The sequence below is a fragment of the Chitinibacter sp. S2-10 genome (genome assembly GCF_046530675.1).
Lineage (GTDB): Bacteria > Pseudomonadota > Gammaproteobacteria > Burkholderiales > Chitinibacteraceae > Chitinibacter.
On the sequence record NZ_CP172558.1, the window covers coordinates 1,285,745 to 1,304,090 of the forward strand.

General features: G+C 52.4%; 14 protein-coding genes, 2 tRNA genes and 4 rRNA genes. 11 read left to right on the forward strand and 9 right to left on the reverse strand.

The features are described 5' to 3' along the window. Positions 1-52 precede the first annotated feature (52 nt). A complete protein-coding gene (gene eco / locus ACG2XO_RS06160; RefSeq protein ID WP_410499942.1) occupies positions 53-529 on the forward strand; it encodes a serine protease inhibitor ecotin in 477 nt (158 codons plus the stop codon). A 192-nt stretch (positions 530-721) separates the two neighbouring features. Here the strand turns inward: eco and ACG2XO_RS06165 are convergent, their stop codons facing one another. The 5 genes from ACG2XO_RS06165 to ACG2XO_RS06185 all read right to left on the reverse strand — a co-directional run bounded on the left by ACG2XO_RS06165 (position 722) and on the right by ACG2XO_RS06185 (position 5,733). Next, positions 722-1,810: a carbohydrate-binding protein gene (locus tag ACG2XO_RS06165; RefSeq protein WP_410499943.1), complete on the reverse strand. Its 1,089-nt coding sequence runs from the start codon at positions 1,808-1,810 to the stop codon at positions 722-724. Then, a complete protein-coding gene (locus tag ACG2XO_RS06170; protein ID WP_410499944.1) occupies positions 1,810-2,919 on the reverse strand; it encodes a hypothetical protein in 1,110 nt (369 codons plus the stop codon). The genes ACG2XO_RS06165 and ACG2XO_RS06170 overlap by 1 nt, the downstream gene beginning before the upstream one ends. A 10-nt stretch (positions 2,920-2,929) precedes the next feature. Next, the gene (locus ACG2XO_RS06175; RefSeq protein ID WP_410499945.1) at positions 2,930-3,556 is read right to left on the reverse strand and encodes a prepilin-type N-terminal cleavage/methylation domain-containing protein; all 627 of its coding nucleotides are present in this window, start codon (positions 3,554-3,556) and stop codon (positions 2,930-2,932) included. After that, on the reverse strand, positions 3,553-4,143 hold the full coding sequence (locus ACG2XO_RS06180; RefSeq protein ID WP_410499946.1) for a Tfp pilus assembly protein FimT/FimU: 591 nt from the start codon (positions 4,141-4,143) through the stop codon (positions 3,553-3,555). The genes ACG2XO_RS06175 and ACG2XO_RS06180 overlap by 4 nt, the downstream gene beginning before the upstream one ends. A gap of 150 nt (positions 4,144-4,293) precedes the next feature. Beyond that, positions 4,294-5,733, reverse strand: coding sequence for a PLP-dependent aminotransferase family protein (locus ACG2XO_RS06185; RefSeq protein ID WP_410499947.1), 1,440 nt, complete (start codon positions 5,731-5,733; stop codon positions 4,294-4,296). A gap of 90 nt (positions 5,734-5,823) precedes the next feature. Between ACG2XO_RS06185 and ACG2XO_RS06190 the strand changes: the two genes are divergently transcribed. The 9 genes from ACG2XO_RS06190 (at position 5,824) to rrf (ACG2XO_RS06230) (ending at position 13,477) form a co-directional block, all read left to right on the forward strand. Continuing rightward, positions 5,824-6,261, forward strand: a complete 438-nt coding sequence (locus ACG2XO_RS06190) for a rhodanese-like domain-containing protein (RefSeq protein WP_410499948.1) — start codon at positions 5,824-5,826, stop codon at positions 6,259-6,261. A gap of 1 nt (position 6,262) precedes the next feature. Next, positions 6,263-6,841, forward strand: a complete 579-nt coding sequence (locus tag ACG2XO_RS06195; RefSeq protein WP_410499949.1) for an FMN-binding negative transcriptional regulator — start codon at positions 6,263-6,265, stop codon at positions 6,839-6,841. Positions 6,842-6,862: 21 nt separating this feature from the next. Beyond that, the gene (locus tag ACG2XO_RS06200; RefSeq protein WP_410499950.1) at positions 6,863-7,570 is read left to right on the forward strand and encodes a GNAT family N-acetyltransferase; all 708 of its coding nucleotides are present in this window, start codon (positions 6,863-6,865) and stop codon (positions 7,568-7,570) included. Between the two features lie 333 nt (positions 7,571-7,903). Further along, positions 7,904-9,437: ribosomal RNA gene (locus ACG2XO_RS06205) — 16S ribosomal RNA — on the forward strand. A 105-nt stretch (positions 9,438-9,542) separates the two neighbouring features. Beyond that, a tRNA-Ile gene (locus ACG2XO_RS06210) sits at positions 9,543-9,619 on the forward strand. A 38-nt stretch (positions 9,620-9,657) separates the two neighbouring features. Further along, positions 9,658-9,733, forward strand: a tRNA-Ala gene (locus ACG2XO_RS06215). Between the two features lie 347 nt (positions 9,734-10,080). Next, positions 10,081-12,967 (forward strand): 23S ribosomal RNA (locus ACG2XO_RS06220). A 170-nt stretch (positions 12,968-13,137) separates the two neighbouring features. Beyond that, positions 13,138-13,251, forward strand: a 5S ribosomal RNA gene (rrf, locus tag ACG2XO_RS06225). 112 nt (positions 13,252-13,363) lie between these two features. Then, positions 13,364-13,477: ribosomal RNA gene (rrf, locus tag ACG2XO_RS06230) — 5S ribosomal RNA — on the forward strand. The 16S, 23S and 5S rRNA genes sit together here with 2 tRNA genes alongside, the layout of an rRNA operon. 59 nt (positions 13,478-13,536) lie before the next feature. Here rrf (ACG2XO_RS06230) and ACG2XO_RS06235 read toward each other — a convergent pair. The 3 genes from ACG2XO_RS06235 to ACG2XO_RS06245 are packed head-to-tail and all read right to left on the reverse strand — an operon-like array spanning position 13,537 to position 15,862. Continuing rightward, a complete protein-coding gene (locus ACG2XO_RS06235) occupies positions 13,537-13,968 on the reverse strand; it encodes an SCP2 domain-containing protein (RefSeq protein WP_410499951.1) in 432 nt (143 codons plus the stop codon). Then, positions 13,965-14,852 carry a U32 family peptidase gene (locus tag ACG2XO_RS06240; RefSeq protein ID WP_410499952.1) on the reverse strand — a complete coding sequence of 296 codons (888 nt, stop codon included), beginning with the start codon at positions 14,850-14,852 and terminating at the stop codon, positions 13,965-13,967. Before ACG2XO_RS06240 ends, ACG2XO_RS06235 begins: the two co-directional genes overlap by 4 nt. Before the next feature lie 2 nt (positions 14,853-14,854). Continuing rightward, positions 14,855-15,862 carry a peptidase U32 family protein gene (locus ACG2XO_RS06245; protein ID WP_410499953.1) on the reverse strand — a complete coding sequence of 336 codons (1,008 nt, stop codon included), beginning with the start codon at positions 15,860-15,862 and terminating at the stop codon, positions 14,855-14,857. Positions 15,863-16,166: 304 nt separating this feature from the next. On the opposite strand from ACG2XO_RS06245, the gene gnd reads away from it, so the two are divergent. Continuing rightward, complete coding sequence (gene gnd, locus ACG2XO_RS06250) at positions 16,167-17,078, forward strand: phosphogluconate dehydrogenase (NAD(+)-dependent, decarboxylating) (protein WP_410499954.1); 912 nt, start codon at positions 16,167-16,169, stop codon at positions 17,076-17,078. Between the two features lie 140 nt (positions 17,079-17,218). Here gnd and ACG2XO_RS06255 read toward each other — a convergent pair whose 3' ends face one another. After that, positions 17,219-18,337: a hypothetical protein gene (locus tag ACG2XO_RS06255; protein WP_410499955.1), complete on the reverse strand. Its 1,119-nt coding sequence runs from the start codon at positions 18,335-18,337 to the stop codon at positions 17,219-17,221. Between the last annotated feature and the right edge of the window lie 9 nt (positions 18,338-18,346).

The following is an 18,346-nucleotide window of genomic DNA, read 5'->3' on the forward strand; positions in this document are numbered from 1 at the left end:
GGCATGCTTGCTCACCTTGAGCAAGTTCGAGAATCCTAAAGCGGAGAAGAAAATGACGATTGCATCTCAATTGACTCTGTGTGCCGTAGTGATGAGCACAAGCCTGATGGCCTTTGCCGAAGCCGATCCAATGAAAGCATTTCCACCGGCTGAAGAAGGCTATCAGCGGATTGTGATCAAGTTGCCGTCAGTTAAAAACCCCGATTTGTACCGCGTGCAACTGATTCCGGGCAAAGTGATCGACGCCGATTGCAATACACGCGGTTTGCGCGGCGAAATTGACGAAGAAACCGTCAAAGGCTGGGGATATAACTACTGGAAAGTCGAAAAAGTCGGCCCGGGCCCGGCCACGATGATGGCCTGCCCGGCGGGCACCAGCAGCCGTAAATTTGTGCCGGTGTATTCCGACGACGACCTGATCCGCTACAACGCCAAATTGCCCGTGGTGGTGTACGTGCCGAATGATGTCGAGCTGCGCTATAAAATCTGGCGCGCGCCAGAGCAAGCCAAAATCGGCACGGTTGAATAAACCGACGGGGCAAAGTCCTAATCTCGTTTACTTAAGAAAATCATAAAAATCCGACGCAGAGGAAGCTTGGATTTATTTTGATTGCTTCCGTATCTTTGCGCTTCTGCATCGAAAACTTTTCGAGTCCTTGAATAAAAAATGCCGTTCATTTGACTTAAGTGAACGGCATTCCTCGTTTGAAGGCTTGCCTGTTTAACTGCAGCCAGCTACGGCTTGGGTGATTTCAAGCCAGGCTTTGCCATCGCCAGTATTGCTGCTTGGGTTGTCGCCCTGAGTCCACCATTTGGCCTGATAGTATTTTGACCCATGTTTGACTTTCGCTCCGCCTGAATACGCGGTTGCCGAGTTCCACGATAGGCAGATTACTCCGGCTGGGGTCGCCGTTGCTGCCGCCGTGGGTGCTACGGTAGGGACTGAAGTTGGCGCCGAAGTCGGTGCTGAAGTTGGTGCTGCAGTAACTGCTGGCGTGGCATTCGGATCTGGCGTCGCCGTCACCGCTGGCGTGGCGCTGGGTGTTGGGCTTGCTGATGAATTTGAAGTCGCATTGCCACAATATGGCGCTTCACCCAGATTTTTCCAGTAATCGGGGTGTGCAATGTCGGTGTCGTTATCATTGTTTTTTGGCTGGTTATAACCGGGCTTGGGGCAGCCGCCGTCTTTGTAGCAAACAAAATAACGGTTACCAGCCTGATTGCCTTGCCGGACCACATCGCCTTGTTGCCAGCCATTGGATGCATTCCAGTTGCTATAAGTGATCAGCTTGCGATAGTCGGCTAACAGGACTTTCGTCTCGATGTATTGGTCAGTCTTGGGCGCGACAGCACCTGTATCGCTCCATTTCACACCATCCCAGCGGACTTTGGCGATGACCTTGGCTGACGAAACGCCGGTTGGGCAAAGACCGCCTGTGACGGCTTGCGCACTGCCATTCGTTTGAGCCTTGCAGGTGAGTGCTAACTCGCAAACCCGCGACATTTCATTATGTGACCCAGTGACCTCGCCATTGCAGAGGGTGTCCAGATCGACAAAATCGAGGCTTTTCATGTCGGTACTGAGTACGCCTTCGGTGTCGGTTAGTCCGCAAGTGGCGCGTTCGGTTTGCGAACGAATTTTCTCCAGTGCCTGGTAGGCATAGGCTTGTGCCTCAATTCTTTGCTTGTTGTATGCAGCCGTACCCAGCGTTTGTGCTTGCAATCGGGTCAGTGCCAATACACTCACTGCGATCACGACTAAAGTGACCATCACTTCGATCAGGCCTATACCTTGTTGTGCGCGGCGCATTAGAAGTCCCTCCAGCCGGATTTGCCTGCAAAACTGAGGCTCTTATATGGGTCTTGTAGCCCTTTCGAGCCCGGATTGGCATACAGGTGTAATGATCCTCCGCTGGCTCTCATATTGCCTTCGACGGCTAACATGCCATTAATGCGACCGGTACCAGCGATATCGACGTCTTTTGTGACATACACCAACCCCCAGACCGCGTCGTTGGCGGCCGATTGATTAAGCGCACTGGCCGTCATATTGCCATCGACAATGACAATTTTATTGGCAGTGTCAATCGGAGCTGATCCGTCTTTTGGGTGCAGCAGACGATCCCCTGTTTTTATTTCTACATCGCCATTGATCCACACAACATTTCCCGGGCTAGCCGACTCGGCTTTGGTTTTCATTGCTGCTCGGGATGTTTTGCCAAAAATCTGTTTCCAATAATCGGCCGAAGATTTTTTTCCACGAGCAGCAGGCGCTTTTTTATCCCCTGGTGCACCGTCGTTGGTATAAAAAAACATCGAAGTATTGTAGGGATCGCTAGTGCAAGGTGCTGGGCTATTGCAATTGACTGCATCAGCGCCATACCCAATTCCGGTAGACCCGGGCGGGGCGCCGTCAACAGTCACCGATGAGCCCCATATCCGTGTCAGCGTGTCATTGATACTCAAATAGTCATTGAGCATACCGCCGAGCTGTTCATAGCTGATGTATTGCGTCACCACGGCTTTACCGTCGCTGCAATTGCTGGCGCAACCGGTGCTGGTCAGCTCAAGCCGAGGCAGGCCGGAAACGGGATCCGGGGTGGTGGTTTTGGCGCTCAGTGAATAAACCAGATTAGCGTCGGCATATTTGCTGTTGAGCGTGATTGTACTGGGGGTGCTGCTCAAACCATTGAGCATGGTTTTATTAATACTTTCATCGCTGAGCTGGGCGGTAAAAGCTGCGACGCCGGCGTTAGCGGCTTCGAGTGCTTTGGTACGGAAAAACAGCTGATTGCTGGCTTTGCTTTCCTGAATCACCTGACGGCTGATGCTCAGGCCTCCCAGCGTAATCATGATGAGCAAGACGGCCGAAATCAGCAATGTGCTGGCACCCTGTTGACGATGTAAGCTGATGGTCATGGCAGATTCCTTAGTCTGTTGACGTCAGCGTTGTGATTGCGCTGACATTGAACATTTCTACGGCCAAGTTGCTCACCGCGAGTTTGGTCGTTTCAAGGCTGCTGAGCGTCGCGCCATTTTCTCCTTTGGCGCGAGCTTCATAGCTCAGTGCTAAAGTGCCGGGGCTGGCGCTGTCACTGGTGATTGAAAATGCGGTGATGGTGATGCGGGATGAATCAATCAGTGATTCCCAGTTGCCGGAGTCGGCCGCATCGCTGCATTTGCCAGCGGCATTGTTTCGCATTTGCAGCTGGTTGCTAATAAAGCGGAATCCCGAATAATTCAGCGTGCTGCCATCCGGGGTGTAGTAGCTGCTCAAAATACAGCTGGTGCTGTAAATGCCGGGTTGCAGGGTACTCAAATTTGGCGTTGCCAGACTGGCAGGATAAAAACCACTGCGGCGTAATTCGGAAATCAGCAGGTTTTCGGCAAAACGCATTTCTTTGCTTAGGTTCATTTCGCGCAATACATTCTTTTGCGCGCCAAGACTGCCGTAAAAATAGGCAATGATCGCCGATAAAAGTAGCAAGCCAATCGCGAGTGAAATAAGCAATTCAATCAGCGATAGGCCGCTTTGCCGTTTGAAGTGGGCTTTCATAGGCAATCCTCCACATCGGTCACAGCGGGGTAGCTGCCCAGTTTTTTGCTGTCATCCGAGCTGGTACAGATTTTGACCCGGCTGCTGCTGCCGATGGCAATATGGGCTTCGTAACCATTGGCTGAACTGAGCGTGAGCGCTTTTTTGCCGCTGTCGGCCCATTTGCTGCCGTCAGTGTCGCGCGGCATGCCATTGACCGGATCAAAGAGGAAAGCGCTATCAAAATTGCTTGCATCGCTGCTGACGTTATTCCAGCTGCTGCCGGCTTTGGTAAACAGCCGCTTGCATGTTCCGTTGCTGGCGGTGGTGGAGGTGGTCGCTGTGCAGTTGCAGCTGGAAGCGCCGTTGGCGGTGCAGATTGAATATTTCCAGCCGCCAGTGGTTTCCAGTGTGAAATAGCTCGAAGCATTCAGGCGGATGGCTTCATTGCGCGCAAAAACTAGATCCTCGGCAACGCTGCTGGCGGCGGTTTTCAAGCGTTCTTTTTCCAGCATCTGGCTAAAACTTGGCGCCGCAATCGCCAGAATGATCGCCATGATCGCGATGGTGATCATCAGCTCAATCAGGGTAAAGCCTTTGGAAGCCATTTGCATAATCAATATTGCCTAATGCCAATTTGGATCCAAAGTTTAACGCAACATTACTGTTTAATCATATTGATGTTTGTTTTGTGTCAGTAATTTGTGTGCGCTAATTCGTTAGCGCTGATGTGGGCGACTTTGATTTGTTTGCCGTGATCAATTTGAGCTCATGATTTTTCCTAGGGTATTAGCTTGTAGCCTAATTTCATCGTTGCTTAGCGATGAATACCCCATTAGCCAGCCTTCAATTGTTGGGTGTCCCAGATAGAATTGCGATAATGGCCTGAGTCGTAATCCTTGCTGGTTTCCCTTTATTGTCCAGTTGCGTTCATTGCCTGCGGGCGCTTTGACCGCAAATTGCAAACCGCCGCTGGTGTTGATTGGTTTGAGTTGCGGGCAGTGTTGCGCCAGTTCGGTTACGAGCAGATCGCGGCGGCTTTTATAGAGTGTCCGCATCTGGCGCAAATGGCTGGCGAAATGGCCGCCATTGATAAAATCAGCGGTAACAGCCTGCATCAGTTGATTGCTGTGGCCGTCAAATGCCGTGCGCGCCAACGTAAACGGTGCAACCAGTTCGGGCGGCAGCACGAGGTAGGCAAGACGCAAAGAGCCAAACAGCACCTTGCTAAACGTTCCCATATAAATCACGCGGCCTTGCGTATCCAGCCCTTGCAGCGAGGGTAGCGGGCGCTGCTCGTATTGAAACTCGCCGTCGTAATCGTCCTCGATAATCCACGCCTTCATTGCCGCAGCATGTTCCAGCAGCGCCATGCGACGCGTCAGGCTCATGGCCATTCCCAAGGGGTATTGGTGTGAAGGCGTTGTGTAGATTAGCTTTGGCGTAGGGTACTTGGTGGCAGTATGTTCATTGATCTGCATGCCTTCGGCATCAACCGGAATCGGGCAAATCGCCGCACCGGCACTTTTCATCGCATTGCGCGCGCCCAGATAGCCGGGGTCTTCCAGCCAGACTGTGTCGCCCGCGTCGATCAATAATTGTGCGGTGAGCTGGATCGCCTGCTGCGAGCTGCTCAAAATCACAATCTGGCTGGCGTCGCAGACCACATTGCGCGATTGCGCCAGATAGCTGGCAATGGCGGCGCGCAGCTCGGGCAGGCCTTGCGGATCGCCATAGCGCATCAGCTCAATATGATCATTTTTCCAGCGCTGCTGCATCAGCTTGCCCCATAGCTCGTATGGGAAGGCTGTGCCGTCAGGTTGGCCAGTGAAAAATAAGCGCGTATTGGCGAGCTCGTCGCGGCAGGCGCCCATTTCGGCGATTTCCTGACCGCGTTGTGACAGATCTGCAGCCGCTTTGTACGGTTTGGGTGTGCGTGAAACTGCTTCAATCGCGACAAAGCTGCCCGCCCCGGTTTTTCGTTGCAAATAACCTTCGGATTCCAGCCGCGAATACGCCAGCTCGACCGTGCTGCGTGACAGCTGCAAATCGGCGGCCAGTACGCGCGTTGCCGGTAAACGGCTTGCAAATGGCAAATGGCCATCCAGAATCGCTTGTCGCAGCGTACGGGCAAGCTGTTCATGCAAAGGCAGATCATTCTGCGCATGTGCGGCAAATAAAGTCGGAATTGCTGGCATTGGTCTGGCCTTTGGTGGGAAATTGGCTCTTATGAAAAGACCATTATGCGACTACAGTGGGGGGAATGAAAAGTGATGAGGAGAATCTCAATGAGTGCAGTTTTGTCATCCGGTCTGGCCGATCCCGCAGCGGCTGAGCAGTTTTTTTCCGAGCAACTCAAATACCGTACCGATCCAGCCGATCTGGCTGCCGATTTGCTGGCGGGTGAAGACCAGATCGTTGTGCTTGATGTGCGCTCGGCTAAGCATTATGCCGCGGCACATATTCCTGGCGCGATCTCGTTTCCGCACCGCGAAATGAACGAAGCGACGACGCGCGAGCTGGATCGCAGCAAAGTATATATATGCTATTGCGACGGCATCGGCTGCAATGGCTCGACTTGGGGCGCATACAAAATGGCCAAGCTGGGCTTTCAGGTCAAAGAGTTGATTGGCGGCATTCACTGGTGGCAGCAAGACGGCTTGGCAATTGCAGTCGGTGATGAGTCCGGGGTATTGCTCGAAACGCCAATTACGTGCTCGTGCTGATATGTATACCCCTAAACATTTTCAGGCAGAAAATCGGGCCGCCGAGCTGCAACTGATTGCGAACTATCCATTGGCGACAGTGGTGAATAATGCATCCGATGGTTTGGATGCCAATTTGCTGCCTTTGTACTGGTTTGACGATGATAGTGCTTGTGGTGTGTTGCGCGGCCATGTCGCGCGCGCCAACCTGTTGTGGCAAGCGCAAGGCGAGAACGTGGTCGTCATATTTCAGTCGGAAAATCACTATATCTCGCCGAGTTTTTATCCGGGCAAGGCCAGTGACCCGCGCGTCGTACCAACTTGGAATTATTCGGCGGTGCAAGTAAATGGCGTTTTGACGGTGCTCGCCGCCAGCGAATTATTGAGTTTGCTTGGCACCATGACTGCGCGGCACGAAGCTGGTCGCGATCCGGCGTGGCAAATCAGCGACGCGCCAGCGCAATACATCGAGCGCCTGATGGCGGCCATTGTCGGAATTGAAATTAAAATTGACCGCATCGCGGGGAAGTTTAAACAAAGCCAGAATCAAAGCGCAGAAAACCAGGCCGGCATTCGCGCAGCCTTGGTTGCTCGGCTTTGATTTTGTGGATGGAGTGTAATTGTGTATCTCAATGAGTTTGGTCAGCCCCTTGGGGATATTGTAGAAAACTGGCAGGGTGCCATCTTTCCGCAGCGGCAGGTTCTGCAAGGCTGGGATTGTCGCGTCGAGCCGCTGGATGTTGCCCGACACGGAGACGCTTTGTGGCAGGCGTTCGGTGCTGACTCGGGGGCAATGTGGACTTACTTGGTTAGCGGCCCGTTTGCCGATCAGGCCGGATTTGAAGTCTGGTTGGGCAGTGTGGCGCAACAGTCCGACCCGCAATTTTATGCGATTGTTGACGCCAACTCGGGTCTGGCTTTGGGCTTGGCGGCCTATTTGCGGATTGACCCCGTGGCCGGGAGTATCGAAATTGGCTGGTTGCATTTTTCCCCTGCGCTGCAAAAAACCAGACTCGCCACTGCGGCGATGGTTTTGATGATGTCTTACGCATTTTCGCTGGGCTATCGCCGCTATGAATGGAAATGCAATGCATTGAATGCGCCGTCCAGAAATGCAGCGCAGCGCTTGGGTTTTCAGTATGAAGGCACATTCCGCCAGGCCACCGTAAACAAGAGGCGCAATCGTGATACCGCGTGGTATTCGATCATTGATCAGGAATGGCCACGGTTGCAGACGGCTTATGAGCAATGGCTGGCCCAAGATAATTTTGACAGTGCAGATCGGCAAAAACGGCGCTTGGCAGAGTTTATGCCGCAACAGGCTAAATAAGTTCTGCTATGTTCAGCGAAGCACCCTGTTATAAATCAACCATTTATCCGCTTTTGGGTATTTTGTTCGGGTTTTGGTGTTGACGAGTCTAGGTGGTGGCGGTATAGTTCGGCCTCTCTGCTGATGACGCAACGAAACGAAGTGTGTTTCTTGGTTGTTCAGCCCGATCTTTAACAATCTACAGCCGATGAGTGTGAGCCCTTGATTCGTAAGTCAAATCAAGTGCTTGCACTCAATTGAAAAGAAAATTGAAAGACGAACTCTTTAGAGTTTATCTCGCAGTTTCTTTGAGTATTGAAGTACAAGCCAAGTAGTAAAAATAGCATAGCGATTAAACGAAAGAGTTTGATCCTGGCTCAGATTGAACGCTGGCGGCATGCTTTACACATGCAAGTCGAACGGCAGCACGGACTTCGGTCTGGTGGCGAGTGGCGAACGGGTGAGTAATACATCGGAACGTACCCAGTAATGGGGGATAACTATCCGAAAGGATAGCTAATACCGCATACGCCCTACGGGGGAAAGAGGGGGATCGCAAGACCTCTTGTTATTGGAGCGGCCGATGGCTGATTAGCTAGTTGGTGAGGTAAAGGCTCACCAAGGCGACGATCAGTAGCGGGTCTTAGAGGACGATCCGCCACACTGGAACTGAGACACGGTCCAGACTCCTACGGGAGGCAGCAGTGGGGAATCTTGGACAATGGGCGCAAGCCTGATCCAGCAATGCCGCGTGCGTGAAGAAGGCCTTCGGGTTGTAAAGCGCTTTTGTCTGGGAGCAAATCCTTGTGGCTAATACCCACCGGGGATGAGAGTACCAGAAGAATAAGGACCGGCTAACTACGTGCCAGCAGCCGCGGTAATACGTAGGGTCCAAGCGTTAATCGGAATTACTGGGCGTAAAGCGTGCGCAGGTGGTTTGTTAAGCGCGATGTGAAATCCCCGAGCTCAACTTGGGAATTGCATTGCGAACTGGCTAACTAGAGTACGGCAGAGGGGGGTGGAATTCCACGTGTAGCAGTGAAATGCGTAGAGATGTGGAGGAACACCGATGGCGAAGGCAACCCCCTGGGCTGATACTGACACTCATGCACGAAAGCGTGGGGAGCAAACAGGATTAGATACCCTGGTAGTCCACGCCCTAAACGATGTCAACTAGTTGTTGGGCTTTTCGGAGCTTAGTAACGCAGCTAACGCGTGAAGTTGACCGCCTGGGGAGTACGGTCGCAAGACTAAAACTCAAAGGAATTGACGGGGGCCCGCACAAGCGGTGGATGATGTGGATTAATTCGATGCAACGCGAAAAACCTTACCTGGTCTTGACATGTACGGAATCCTTGAGAGATCGAGGAGTGCCTTCGGGAGCCGTAACACAGGTGCTGCATGGCTGTCGTCAGCTCGTGTCGTGAGATGTTGGGTTAAGTCCCGCAACGAGCGCAACCCTTGCCATTAGTTGCCAGCATTCAGTTGGGCACTTTAATGGGACTGCCGGTGACAAACCGGAGGAAGGTGGGGATGACGTCAAGTCCTCATGGCCCTTATGACCAGGGCTTCACACGTCATACAATGGTCGGTACAGAGGGTCGCTAACCCGCGAGGGGGTGCCAATCTCACAAAACCGATCGTAGTCCGGATTGCACTCTGCAACTCGAGTGCATGAAGTCGGAATCGCTAGTAATCGCGGATCAGCATGTCGCGGTGAATACGTTCCCGGGCCTTGTACACACCGCCCGTCACACCATGGGAGTGGGTTTCACCAGAAGTAGGTAGGCTAACCGCAAGGAGGCCGCTTACCACGGTGGGATTCATGACTGGGGTGAAGTCGTAACAAGGTAGCCGTAGGGGAACCTGCGGCTGGATCACCTCCTTTCAAGAGCAAGACCTGCGGGTCAAGGACTCACACTCATCGGCTGTAAATTTGAAGATACAGAGACGACTTCATTCATAAATGAAAGAAGTTGTTGAGTTGGAAGCTGGGTCAGTAGCTCAGTCGGTTAGAGCACCGTGTTGATAACGCGGGGGTCATAGGTTCGATTCCTATCTGACCCACCATTGACGAGTCAATGGAAACAGCTTAGTCATGCCAGATTGGGGGATTAGCTCAGTTGGGAGAGCACCTGCTTTGCAAGCAGGGGGTCGTCGGTTCGATCCCGTCATCCTCCACCACGCCTTGCGGCGAGCACTGTGCAAGCGGTGGCGCAGCAAACAAGAGTTCAGAATTCAGTCAGTAGACGAATCAGAAATAATGATTCGGTCTGGTGATTTTGTTCTGGTTTCTTAAATCAGACCCACACAGGAATGTGTGACTGTATCGTTCTTTAACAAAATAGAAGAAGTAATATCTCCTAATTAAACAATGTGAAAACAGGGTAACTTGTTTTTACAGTAATAAATTGGGTTGATTGTATCTGCTGATCGAAAGATCAGCCGTTGTAGGACCTGAGAAACCCTACAACAAGTCGTAAATACGAAACTCTGACCAAGAGTACGGTAAAACGTGTTTGAGGTTATAGGATCAAGCGAATAAGTGCATCTGGTGGATGCCTTGGCGATGATAGGCGACGAAGGACGTGATAGCCTGCGATAAGCGTGGGGGAGCTGGCAAAGCGCTTTGATCCCACGATTTCCGAATGGGGAAACCCGGCCCTTTTGGGTCACTCATCACTGAATACATAGGTGATGTAGAGCGAACGCGGTGAACTGAAACATCTAAGTAACCGCAGGAAAAGAAATCAACCGAGATTCCCAAAGTAGTGGCGAGCGAAATGGGAAGAGCCTGTACGTGATAACTCAAAGCTTAATAGAAGGCAATGGAAAGTGCCGCCATAGTGGGTGATAGCCCCGTATATGAAAAGCATTGGGTGGTACTAAGCGTACGAGAAGTAGGGCGGGACACGAGAAATCCTGTTTGAAGATGGGGGGACCATCCTCCAAGGCTAAATACTCATCATCGACCGATAGTGAACCAGTACCGTGAGGGAAAGGCGAAAAGAACCCCGGGAGGGGAGTGAAATAGAACCTGAAACCGGATGCATACAAACAGTGGGAGCCCACAAGTTGGGTGACTGCGTACCTTTTGTATAATGGGTCAGCGACTTACGTTCAGTAGCAAGCTTAACCAAATAGGGGAGGCGTAGGGAAACCGAGTCCGAATAGGGCGCACAGTTGCTGGGCGTAGACCCGAAACCAAGTGATCTAGCCATGGCCAGGATGAAGGTGCGGTAACACGCACTGGAGGTCCGAACCCACTAACGTTGCAAAGTTAGGGGATGAGCTGTGGCTAGGGGTGAAAGGCTAAACAAACTTGGAAATAGCTGGTTCTCCTCGAAAACTATTTAGGTAGTGCCTCATGTATCACTGACGGGGGTAAAGCACTGTTATGGCTAGGGGGTCATCGCGACTTACCAAACCATGGCAAACTCTGAATACCGTCAAGTGCGAGCATGGGAGACAGTCCTGGGGTGCTAACGTCCTGGGACAAGAGGGAAACAACCCAGACCGCCGTCTAAGGTCCCAAATGATCAATTAAGTGGAAAACGAGGTGGGAAGGCACAGACAGCCAGGATGTTGGCTTAGAAGCAGCCATCATTTAAAGAAAGCGTAATAGCTCACTGGTCGAGTCGTCCTGCGCGGAAGATGTAACGGGGCTCAAATTGATAACCGAAGACGCGGATATGTACGATGTACATATGGTAGAGGAGCGTTCTGTAAGCCTGTGAAGGTGTCTTGAGAAGGATGCTGGAGGTATCAGAAGTGCGAATGCTGACATGAGTAGCGATAAAGGGGGTGAAAAGCCCCCTCACCGAAAACCCCAGGTTTCCTGCGCAACGTTCATCGGCGCAGGGTGAGTCGGCCCCTAAGGCGAGGCAGAAATGCGTAGTCGATGGGAAACAGGTTAATATTCCTGTACTTGGTATTAGTGCGATGTGGGGACGGAGAAGGTTACCTCAGCCAACGGTTGGAAGAGTTGGTTTAAGCGTGTAGGCGTGTAGCTTAGGCAAATCCGGGCTACTTTAACGCTGAGGCGTGATGACGAGTCGACTTGTCGACGAAGTGAGCGATACCCTGCTTCCAAGAAAAGCCACTAAGCTTCAGCTAATATCGAACCGTACCGCAAACCGACACAGGTGGGTAGGAAGAGTATTCTAAGGTGCTTGAGAGAACTCGGGAGAAGGAACTCGGCAAATTGACACCGTAACTTCGGGAGAAGGTGTGCCTCTAGTAGGTGAAGGTGTACAACTGGAGCCCAATGAGGCCGCAGAGAAATGAGGGCTGCGACTGTTTATCAAAAACACAGCACTGTGCTAACACGAAAGTGGATGTATACGGTGTGACGCCTGCCCGGTGCTGGAAGATTAAATGATGGGGTGCAAGCTCTTGATTGAAGTCCCAGTAAACGGCGGCCGTAACTATAACGGTCCTAAGGTAGCGAAATTCCTTGTCGGGTAAGTTCCGACCCGCACGAATGGCGTAACGATGGCCCTACTGTCTCCTCCCGAGACTCAGCGAAGTTGAAGTGTTTGTGAAGATGCAATCTCCCCGCTGCTAGACGGAAAGACCCCGTGAACCTTTACTGTAGCTTTGCATTGGACTTTGAAGTGGTTTGTGTAGGATAGGTGGGAGGCTTTGAAGCTGGAACGCTAGTTTCAGTGGAGCCGTCCTTGAAATACCACCCTGACCCCTTTGAGGTTCTAACCTTGGTCCGTTATCCGGATCGGGGACCGTGCATGGTAGGCAGTTTGACTGGGGCGGTCTCCTCCCAAATTGTAACGGAGGAGCTCGAAGGTCGCCTAGGTACGGTCGGACATCGTACTGATAGTGTAATGGCAAAAGGCGGCTTAACTGCGAGACCGACAAGTCGAGCAGGTGCGAAAGCAGGACATAGTGATCCGGTGGTTCTGAATGGAAGGGCCATCGCTCAACGGATAAAAGGTACTCCGGGGATAACAGGCTGATTCCGCCCAAGAGTTCACATCGACGGCGGAGTTTGGCACCTCGATGTCGGCTCATCACATCCTGGGGCTGTAGCCGGTCCCAAGGGTATGGCTGTTCGCCATTTAAAGTGGTACGTGAGCTGGGTTCAAAACGTCGTGAGACAGTTTGGTCCCTATCTGCAGTGGGCGTTGGAAGTTTGAGGGGGGCTGCTCCTAGTACGAGAGGACCGGAGTGGACTGACCTCTGGTGTACCGGTTGTCACGCCAGTGGCATTGCCGGGTAGCTAAGTCGGGAATAGATAAGCGCTGAAAGCATCTAAGCGCGAAACTAGCCTCAAGATGAGACTTCCCTAGGTCTTTAAGACCTCTAAAGGATCGTTCGAGACCAGGACGTTGATAGGTCGGGTGTGGAAGCGTAGTAATACGTTAAGCTAACCGATACTAATAGCCCGTGAGGCTTGATCCTATAACCTGAGACGCGTTGTTGCGATGAAGGTGCAATTGACCCGATTGCGAATTGAATAAGATAAAGAGAGACCGGTGAAGCGAAAGCTGAGCTGATGAAAGATTACTTCTTCTATTGATTTCGAGTGGTTGCAAAGGTAAAAGCCTAAGCAGTCAACTCACCCAGTTTTGTCTGGTGACCATAGCGAGGTGGTCCCACTCCTTCCCATCCCGAACAGGACAGTGAAACGCCTCAGCGCCGATGATAGTGCGGATTGCCCGTGTGAAAGTAGGACATTGCCAGACTACCCTATTCAAATACCCAGCTCGGTGAGCTGGGTATTTGTTTATTTATGTACTACCCAGAATTTAGTGTTTTGTGAGCCAAAAAACCGGACACAAAAACAGCTCAGTTTTGTTTGGTGACCATAGCGAGGTGGTCCCACTCCTTCCCATCCCGAACAGGACAGTGAAACGCCTCAGCGCCGATGATAGTGCGGATTGCCCGTGTGAAAGTAGGTCATTGCCAAACCCTCTAAAAGAAAGCCCAGCTCACACGAGCTGGGCTTTTTGTTTTTCTGGCGTTTGTAATTAGAAACCAAATCGCAGGCGGATCGGTTGCGGGATTTTCTCGAATAGCGGAGAAAAATCAGTCGCATCCATCAGGTTTTTCAGTTGCAGTCCCAATTCGGTATCGCCTGCAATGGTCAGACGACGCTGGAAAAACAGCGTGTCCGGATCTTCCTGTCGTCTTGCAATAATCCAGTAATCGGCCAGGCTGGCGCCGAAGGTGACATCGGCTGGCTGCTTGCTGATTACAAATCGGCCATCGCTAAAGCTGTACGAGATACCGCAGCCAATGTCGCTGGCTGACAGACGCACTGTGCGGCCTAGCAGCCAGGCAAAATCTTCTTCCGGCCACAATTGCTTGCGCACCAGATTAAGCGCCGTCACGATGACCAGCGCGGGTGGCGCTTCGGGAAGGATTTGCAGTATCCGGATGAATGGAGAGGGGACTTTCATGCGAGCTCCTTTTCCGCTGTGACCGGAACAATCCCAGCTTGGCCATGCCAATAGCCATTAACCAGACCTTCCGGGTTGATCGTTGTCCAATCGGCATTGTTTTTGAGGGTATTGATCTGTGTTCTATATGCAGCAATGATTTCAGCCGTATACATCGCTTGCGGGCTGATGCGCAGGTAATCGATATTCTGTATTTTTGACAGATCGTTGATCAGCGCATGGCATGCTGCTGATTGGGTCTGGATACCATTAATCCGCAAAAAATCCTGCCCTTCGCGCGTTTTCAGCAGCATGCCGTCAGCGTGGGCTATGCACTTGAATTCACAAGCGTCCTTGTTCAGATCGAAATGCCGTGCGGTAAAACAGCGCGCAGAAAAAGCCAGCGGCAAACGGCCGTGGGCAAAGACTTCGGTGTCGATGGCTAATGTTTTCTCGGCGATAATCGCTGCTACGGTGTCTTTGCTGGCTTCCAGTGGCGGAACCCAGCGCACAGCACCCGCCTTGACGTGCCAGTCGAGTGCTGCGCCATTGTAGATGTTCAGGTGCGGCCCTGCGACATACGAAATGCCCGCATCGCGTGCTACGCGGATTGCGCCCAGATCATTGGCTTCGATCGCGCCGCCCTCTTTGGCGAGTTTACGCAGGCTCGATAAATCCGACCCTGATTCGAGTACGGCCTGTGAGCTGTAAATAATCTGTTTGCCGCTTTGAGCCAGCTCGACGCCGAGCGCGAGCCAGTCCGCAGTGCGCAGTTCATGCCGCCGCGCGCAAACGACTTCACCCAGATAAATGGTTTCCACCGGCCAATCGGCCGCCTGGGCATAAAAATCGAGTACCTGCTGTTTTGGCCAGTAATACAGCAGTGGGCCAAGTGTGAGTTGCATGTTTATCTCCATGGTCGGCTATATGCGCCCAATGTTTGCTGATGACCTTCGGATACTTTGGTGAGCGACTGTTGCCACGCCGGTTTGACCGAGTAACGCGCATCACCGGCGGCATCAAGCGCTGCGCGCAGTGTTTTGGTGACTTCAGCGGTGTACGCCGGGCTGCGCTGACGGCCTTCGACCTTGATTGCCTTGACGCCAATCCGGATCAGCTCGGGCAAAACCGATAGCGCATTCAGGCTGGTCGGTTCTTCGAGTGCGTAATACGTCGCGTCGTTGACTTCAAACCGGCCTTTGCACAGCGTCGGATAGCCGGCTGGTTCACCGGCTTCGAAATGATCGATCAGAATGCCATTGAGTCGGGTATCCATGGTATCGCCCTGTGGGAGCCATTGAACATGGCTTGCGGGCGAACACACCCCATGGGTATTGGGAGATTCACCGGTGGCGTAGCTCGATAAAATGCAGCGGCCTTCAGCCATCACGCACAGGCTGCCAAAGCCGAAGACTTCGATTTCGACCGAAGTATTTTTGATGACATATTCGACCTGCGGCAGCGTCAGTACACGTGGTAAAACAGCGCGGCGAATGCCGAAATAATCGTGTGCGAGATTAACTGCCTCGAAATTGGTCGCCGAGCCTTGTACCGACAGGTGTCGATTGAGCTGCGGATGAACTCGCGTCGCGTAGTCGAGCAAACCCAAATCAGCCAGAATCACCGCGTTCGCGCCCGCATCAGCGGCAGCATCAATCGCGGCATGCCACTCTTTGATTCGTCCGGCTTGGGCATAGGTATTGATCGCAACGAGAACTTCTTTGCCGCGTTGCTGGGCATACTGGATACCGGTATTGATCTGGGCATCGGTGAAATTGAGCCCGGCAAAGTTGCGGGCATTGGTGGCATTTTTGAAACCCAGATAAACCGCATCTGCGCCGTGATCGACCGCGGCTTTGAGCGCGGGCAGGCTACCGGCAGGGCAGATCAGTTCGGGCAGCTTGGCTGCGCTCATGCTGACATCCTTAAAGCTTGGAGATGTTGCAGCTTAGGGGGCTGGCTTGGCACGTGTTTTAATGCAAATCAAATTTTGGCTGACTGGTGATCGGGATTAAGGAGATAAGCCCAAAGAGGCAGCCCGACTAACACGAATCAGCAGCTAAAAACCTGCTTAAATCCCTGATAGGTAAAATAATTACGGAATTCGTGCAAAACTGACTTGGCGTATACGTAGTCTTGCTACAAAATACGGGGCACGCACTTTAGCCACGCTTGCATTGAGCGCAGCCGTGGCCGGACTCCTAAGAAGGAAACACATAATGAATATCGCAATGATCGGTTTGGGCAAAATGGGCGCAAATATGGCGCGCCGTCTCGCACGCGGCGGAGCCAATGTATTTGGTTTTGACGTGAGCGCAGAAGTGCGGGAAGGTTTGGCCAAAGAAGAAGCCAACTTTCGTGCCTTTGCCTCGGTGCCCGAGCTGATTGCTGCGCAGCCGACCCCGCGCGTTGTCTGGCTGATGCTGCCGTCCGGCAAAATCTCCGAAGACGCGTTCACTGAAATGAAAACGTTGCTCGCACCCGGTGATTTGATCATCGATGGCGCCAATGCAATGTACAAAGACAGCCAGCGCCACGGCGCTGAACTGGCGGCCTTGAATATCAAGTTTGTCGACGCCGGTGTTTCGGGTGGCGTCTGGGGCTTGCAGAACGGCTACTGCCTGATGTTTGGCGGCGAAAAAGATGCTGCGGCGATGGCCGAGCCGTTTATCAAAATCCTGGCGCCAGGTCCGACTCGCGGCTGGACGCACACGGGTCCGGCGGGCTCAGGCCACTACACCAAGATGCTGCATAACGGCATCGAGTACGGCATGATGCAGGCGTTCGCCGAAGGCTTTGCGATGCTCAAAGCCAAAGAAGAATTCAACCTCGACGTTGCTGCGATTTCCGAAACCTGGTGTCACAGCTCGGTGGTGCGTTCTTGGCTGCTTGATCTGGTCGCCGATACGCTGGAGCAAGACGTTGAACTGGCTGACCTGAATGCATTCGTTCCGGATTCTGGCGAAGGTCGCTGGTCGGTACTGGAATCGGTCGAGCTGGGCGTACCTGCGCCGGTGATGGCTTCTGCCTTGTACGCGCGTTTTGCCAGCCGTGGCAACGCCGATTACTCGCTGAAATTGCTGTCGATGATGCGCAATGCCTTTGGTGGTCACGCTGTATCGAAAAAGTAAACCGCGAGTAGCAGCTCAAAATCTAAAAGCACCGCTTCCGCAGGGAGGCGGTGCTTTTTTGTATGCTCGGTTGCATAAATAAGCAATGTTGAAATAAAAATGGCTCTCAGTGAGAGCCATTAATGCAGTACGATAGTGAATCAAGAACTACGGTACATTTTGCCTTGCATCATCCCCATCAAACGATACTCCAGCGTGTCTGCATCAATGACGCGCAACTCAATCAGGGTGATGCCTTGCGGGTTTTTGACGCGAACCCAGTCTGAATCCTTGCGAGGGACATAGCTGATATTGCCGGTGCGCTCACCCATGATCATGATGGCATCGGATTCGAGCGTCACATTTAATTCCTGCCCAAGTATCGTTTCGGTTTCCCACTGTCCATACAGCGGATTAATTTCCGTGGAGCCCGATTTAAACAGACCCAGTAAACTATCGAGCCAACCGCCACTGAGCGGATTGCTTTGAGACAGTTTCTGCTGTTCAAGCTCGGCATTGCGGATTTGCTGGCTGAGCTCAGGATTTGCTGCTTGCCATTTACCTTCCACCAATACCAGTCGCAGATTAACGTCGCCTTTGCTATTGCGGGCAATTTCCGGCGCCAGTGTTTTGGCAACATCAGTCTGGCTCCAGCTTGCAAGGTTTCTGGCCTGAAAACTCACTATGCCATCGGCGATTTGATATTGGCCGATTTGAGTGGCGGGGCTAAAAGTGGCCTTGGTCAACTCGCTTTCTTTGGCATAACACAAACGATTTTCCCGAACCGCAGCTTTACCTTGTTCGGTTTGCTGGTAGATCCAGTATGTTTGTGAGCTCCAGTAACTACGCACCACTTTCTGCTGCGCCGGCGTATACAGGCCATGGCTGGCGAGCATATCAAACCATTGACGGCTGCGATTGTCATAATCGCGCAGTTGAATCTCGGTCTGGCTATAGTTGATCCCGTCATTCAGGCAAAAATGCTTTTCGTTCTGAGCTTGATTCTGGGCGATTAAATGCCGCATTTCGCGCAAGAAAACAGCTTCATTCAGATTTTCCGGGCGATTAAACCACCATGCACCCGTTCCACCTGCGATCAATAAAGTGCCGATGAGTGACGCAATAATGACTCCGCGCCCAGATTTACGAGGTATAGCGCTCGTGCTCGGCAATGGGTTAAGTGCTGCTTGCGCAGCTGAGGCAACTGCCGTACCGCATTCGCCACAAAACCGCGCCCCCTCTTCGAGGGCGCAGCCACAACCGCGACAGAATTTAGCCATGATTGCTCC

Bases quoted from the DNA above. Each gene is read 5' to 3' on its own strand.
- eco (WP_410499942.1), top strand. From the start codon at position 53: ATGACGATTGCATCTCAATTGACTCTGTGTGCCGTAGTGATGAGCACA.
- ACG2XO_RS06165 (WP_410499943.1), bottom strand. From the start codon at position 1,810: ATGCGCCGCGCACAACAAGGTATAGGCCTGATCGAAGTGATGGTCACT.
- ACG2XO_RS06170 (WP_410499944.1), bottom strand. From the start codon at position 2,919: ATGACCATCAGCTTACATCGTCAACAGGGTGCCAGCACATTGCTGATT.
- ACG2XO_RS06175 (WP_410499945.1), bottom strand. From the start codon at position 3,556: ATGAAAGCCCACTTCAAACGGCAAAGCGGCCTATCGCTGATTGAATTG.
- ACG2XO_RS06180 (WP_410499946.1), bottom strand. From the start codon at position 4,143: ATGGCTTCCAAAGGCTTTACCCTGATTGAGCTGATGATCACCATCGCG.
- ACG2XO_RS06185 (WP_410499947.1), bottom strand. From the start codon at position 5,733: ATGCCAGCAATTCCGACTTTATTTGCCGCACATGCGCAGAATGATCTG.
- ACG2XO_RS06190 (WP_410499948.1), top strand. From the start codon at position 5,824: ATGAGTGCAGTTTTGTCATCCGGTCTGGCCGATCCCGCAGCGGCTGAG.
- ACG2XO_RS06195 (WP_410499949.1), top strand. From the start codon at position 6,263: ATGTATACCCCTAAACATTTTCAGGCAGAAAATCGGGCCGCCGAGCTG.
- ACG2XO_RS06235 (WP_410499951.1), bottom strand. From the start codon at position 13,968: ATGAAAGTCCCCTCTCCATTCATCCGGATACTGCAAATCCTTCCCGAA.
- ACG2XO_RS06240 (WP_410499952.1), bottom strand. From the start codon at position 14,852: ATGCAACTCACACTTGGCCCACTGCTGTATTACTGGCCAAAACAGCAG.
- ACG2XO_RS06245 (WP_410499953.1), bottom strand. From the start codon at position 15,862: ATGAGCGCAGCCAAGCTGCCCGAACTGATCTGCCCTGCCGGTAGCCTG.
- gnd (WP_410499954.1), top strand. From the start codon at position 16,167: ATGAATATCGCAATGATCGGTTTGGGCAAAATGGGCGCAAATATGGCG.
- ACG2XO_RS06255 (WP_410499955.1), bottom strand. From the start codon at position 18,337: ATGGCTAAATTCTGTCGCGGTTGTGGCTGCGCCCTCGAAGAGGGGGCG.